Source organism: Mesotoga sp. B105.6.4, assembly GCF_002896535.1.
Classification (GTDB): domain Bacteria; phylum Thermotogota; class Thermotogae; order Petrotogales; family Kosmotogaceae; genus Mesotoga.
This window is the reverse complement of record NZ_JWIM01000086.1, coordinates 1-3,825: the sequence shown is the minus strand read 5'-3', so window position 1 is coordinate 3,825 and position 3,825 is coordinate 1. Positions and strand designations below refer to the sequence as shown.

At 42.7% G+C, this 3,825-nt stretch carries 4 protein-coding genes; 2 read left to right on the top strand and 2 right to left on the bottom strand.

Going from position 1 to position 3,825, the window contains the following annotated elements:
* The coding region (locus RJ60_RS14555) for an ATP-binding protein (RefSeq protein ID WP_180979981.1) at nt 1-325 on the bottom strand (325 nt) is incomplete at its 3' end.
* Nucleotides 322-1,833: an IS21 family transposase gene (gene istA / locus RJ60_RS14550; protein WP_103135234.1), complete on the bottom strand. Its 1,512-nt coding sequence runs from the start codon at nt 1,831-1,833 to the stop codon at nt 322-324. The genes istA and RJ60_RS14555, both read right to left, overlap by 4 nt.
* Before the next feature lie 213 nt (nt 1,834-2,046).
* Between istA and RJ60_RS16385 the strand changes: the two genes are divergently transcribed.
* Nucleotides 2,047-2,484 (top strand): transposase family protein, encoded by a 438-nt coding sequence (locus RJ60_RS16385; RefSeq protein WP_103135232.1) that lies wholly within the window; start codon nt 2,047-2,049, stop codon nt 2,482-2,484.
* Complete coding sequence (locus RJ60_RS15470) at nt 2,477-3,607, top strand: ISL3 family transposase (protein WP_146028942.1); 1,131 nt, start codon at nt 2,477-2,479, stop codon at nt 3,605-3,607. Before RJ60_RS16385 ends, RJ60_RS15470 begins: the two co-directional genes overlap by 8 nt.
* Nucleotides 3,608-3,825: the final 218 nt, after the last annotated feature.

Genomic DNA, 3,825 nt, shown 5'->3' with positions numbered 1-3,825 from the left:
GGTGAGTCTTTCCAGTACCAACGTTTCCGTACAGAATCAAATTCTTCTTCTCGTCTACGAAAGAGGCTTTCTTCAGTTCTTCTGGACTTATGTCCTGAGGTAGTCGTATTTCTTCGAATGAGAAATCTTCGAATGTCTTCAGTGCATAGAAGCCCGCCTGTTTTACCAGGCGGTTCTTCCTTGAGGTCTCACGGTTATCCAGAGCAATTTGTAGTATCTTCATAAGGTATTCCTGGTTGTTGTCCGCTTCTACCTCTTCAAATACATCCACTATCTTCCTTCCAAGGCGTAGCTTCTTACAGCAGTACGCAATCTGGTCTTTCATGATTGGCTACTCCTTTCCAGGAATAGATCGTAGTCAAGTGCTTTGTTCTTAAGAGGCGGGAGTTCTGGTATGTCACCCGGGAGTAAAACAGGACTGAACTCGAAGCTTTCTGTGTTGAGCCGCCGGAATATAGCGAGAACACTATCGCTGTCTTTTGTCCCTCTCTCTAGAGCTACAAGGAAGGCTTCTACTGCACTCGAAAAGCCTGTATCTTCGCTCAGCTCTGCAAGGATCTTGAGAGTCTCTTTCTTGCTTGAACGATCACTCTGGTCAAGAAACTCTTGTAGTGGAGAAGGAAACAGTTCGTATATACCCGTGTATTTCAATGCTGCCGGTCTCCTGGATAATTGGGTGAGATAAGGTATCCAGTTCATGGATTCTCTCTTCATCTGTCCATACTGTCTGGGATGAGTGATTATCTCTTTGTAGTCCCTGTCCATTACGATAACTTCATGAGCGGTCAGTCTTGCCCATATCTCGGTCTTTGCATATTTTGGAGCGCTTGAATAGGTATGCCTTCCTTTTTCAAGAGTGAACTTCGCGTGAGCATCTGTGCGAACGGCCAAGAGGATCGATTCATCGTACTTACTCCGCGCAAGAGTTAGAAGCTTTGTCCTGTCTTCTTCAAATCGCTCTCTTATCATGCCTGGCTTAGAATAGTGCGGTCTTTCCATATCATGATCACATCGAGCGAGGAGCTCTTTGTTGAAGGCCATTAAGTCATTTATCTCTGGAACAGGAACCAGCAGGTTTCTCCTATGGTATCCCACTTTACTTTCGACGCTGCCTTTCTCATTCCCGCTCTGAGGATTACAAAAGACTGCTTCGAATCCATAGTGATTCTTGAATCTGAGAAAGTGTTCCGAAAGGATCCGTTCTCCTTCCTTCAGTATCTTGCTGACCATGGATGAGGCGTTGTCAAACCATATTCGGTTGGGAACACCCCCTATGTGATTGAAGACATTCATGAGCCCTTCCATTAGGCATTGCTGGTTTTCTCCCTTGAAGAGTTGAAGATATCCCCCGTTGCTGTAGGGAAAGGAGACATTCAGAGTATATCCGTGACAGCGAACACCGTTTTCCAGAAAGTCAGCTTCTCCAAAGTCTACCTGTGCTTCACCGGGTTTGTGTTCCAAAGCGAAGTAAAACTCCTTGCTCTGTCCATAAAGCTCTTTCCTCTTCTGTGCCACGTATGTTGCCACAAGACGATATGAACAGTCAAAGGAATCACCGTGTTTTTCCTGAAGCCTTTTGAATACTCTTAAAGCCGTATGTCGCTGTTTCCTTCTTTCAAGTTTGTCTTGCTCAAGCCAACAATCAATCTCTTCTTTGAAAGGATCGAGCTTCGACTTAACTGCTTTCTTTGCCTGTGGTGACTGTATATTGAAATCATCCTTCAGAATGTACTTCTTCACTGTCTTCACATCCGTCTCTGTTTCTCTTGCAATCTCCACAATTCGCTTTCCTTCATTAAAATATTTGCTTCTGATAGAATTGATCTTAGCCATTGCAACCATCCTCCTTTTCCTCCCCCTCATAGTGTCCTAACTACAAGGGTAGGTAATTCCGGGGGAAGTTGCAATGGCTCTTGCATTAACAGGGAATTCTCCTCTGCAATTACCGGTACTTATATGGCTCTTCCTCAATGCATAGGAAAAGAGTGAAAGAATGCGTAGAATTGAGTAAGGCAGTAATTTTATTGTCGAAAGCGGATGAGGGAATTGGAAGAATTACTTAGGTCACTGGACCGGGATCTTGTATTGATTGAGTCTCAAGTGTATGAAGACAGGATAGAACTACATGCGAAGATGGGACGAGAAGAAGCAGTATGTCCATATTGCGGTGCGAAGTCGAAGAGTGTTCACACGATTTATCTGAAAGCGGTTTCCGATCTACCTGTTCAGAGTAGACAGTTGACAATAGTACTTCAAAGGAGGGTATTCTTCTGCAAGAATTCAGAGTGTGAGAAATCGAAATTCGCAGAGAGATTCAGTTTTGTTGACGATTACGGGAGAAGAACAAAGAGATTGAATGAAAGAATAATCGAGTTGGCAGCAAACATGAGTGCACTGAAAGCTGAGGGAATAGTTAGTAATGGACTTACCAAAATATCCGACGACACGATTCTGAGGATGTTAAAAAAAACAGGTTATAAATAGAACGCTTCTCAAAACAGTCTGCATAGATGATTTTGCGACCAGGAAGGGCCACACATATGGCACAGTAATGGTGGACTATGAGACCTCGAAGGTTGTAGATATGATTCCATCAAGGGATACTGGCGAAGTTACAGAGTGGTTGAGAGGATATCCCGAAATAGAAGTGGTATCAAGAGATGGGTCAATAGGATATGCGAAGGCTGTAGCAGAAGCTTTGCCCGGGGCACTACAGGTAAGTGATCGTTTTCATCTGGTTAAGAACCTTATGGATGGAGCAAGCGAGTATATTAGGCGCACAATACCTCCCAGAATAAAGCTGAAAGAAGTAGTTGGCGAAAATCAAACAGTGAGAAAACTTACCAAGGCCGAAATCAAACGTAGAGAAACAGAAGAAGCGAAGAATGAGCTTGTTGGGACTGTCAAAGAAATGTACCTGAAGGGATACTCAGTAAGTGCCATTTCCAGAGAACTAAAGATAGATTGCCGGACAGCAAAAAAATACGTTAAGCATCAGGGAAGGATGCTGAGCGCCTCAAGAGAAAGAAGAAGCATACTCGACCCATACAAAGAAACTATAATCACTCTTAATCATGAAAGAAAGACAATAGCCAGCATATTCAGAGTCATCGTTAAAGAAGGTTATAAAGGTTCATACAGGAATTTGAACGCATTCTTGGCTGAATACAACGAAGGTTTGGGAAGAAGGCACAGAAAGACTTCTCCCGAAAAGATTCTTAGAAGAGGACTGTTGATCTCATTTCTACACAATGATATCTCAAGGTTCAAAGTGGAAGATCAAGAGAAGATAGAAGAGTATCTCAAGACAAACAAGAACCTTCAAGACCTCTGCTCGGCAGTTAACGACTTCAGAGACATATTTAGAATTAAAGATGATTCAAGGCTCGAAATCTGGTTGGAAAAAGTAAAAAAGTTAAATATCCGTGAGCTAACAACCTTTGCCAGAGGAATAGAAAGAGACATTGAGGCAGTTAAGAATGCGATCAAGACTGAGTTCAGCAATGGAGTCATAGAAGGCGTCATAAACAAGCTTAAGGTGATTAAGCGGATAATGTACGGGAGATGTTCATTTGAACTATTGCGAGTGAAGGTGATCATGAGTTAGTTCATATAATCTGAGGAAGAGCCACTTATATTCTGCAGCAAACAGGTTTGTTCTATTGAAGATTTACAAGGAGAAGAGATCCTTGGTTGGGGACATGTCATATACAAGAAACTGTGGCAAGAATACGAACTTGACAGGATACTGAAATACGTTTCTGAGAAGACAAAGATAGCGTATGATTTGCCGAACACTGTTTTTCGAATGGTTGTGCAGCACTT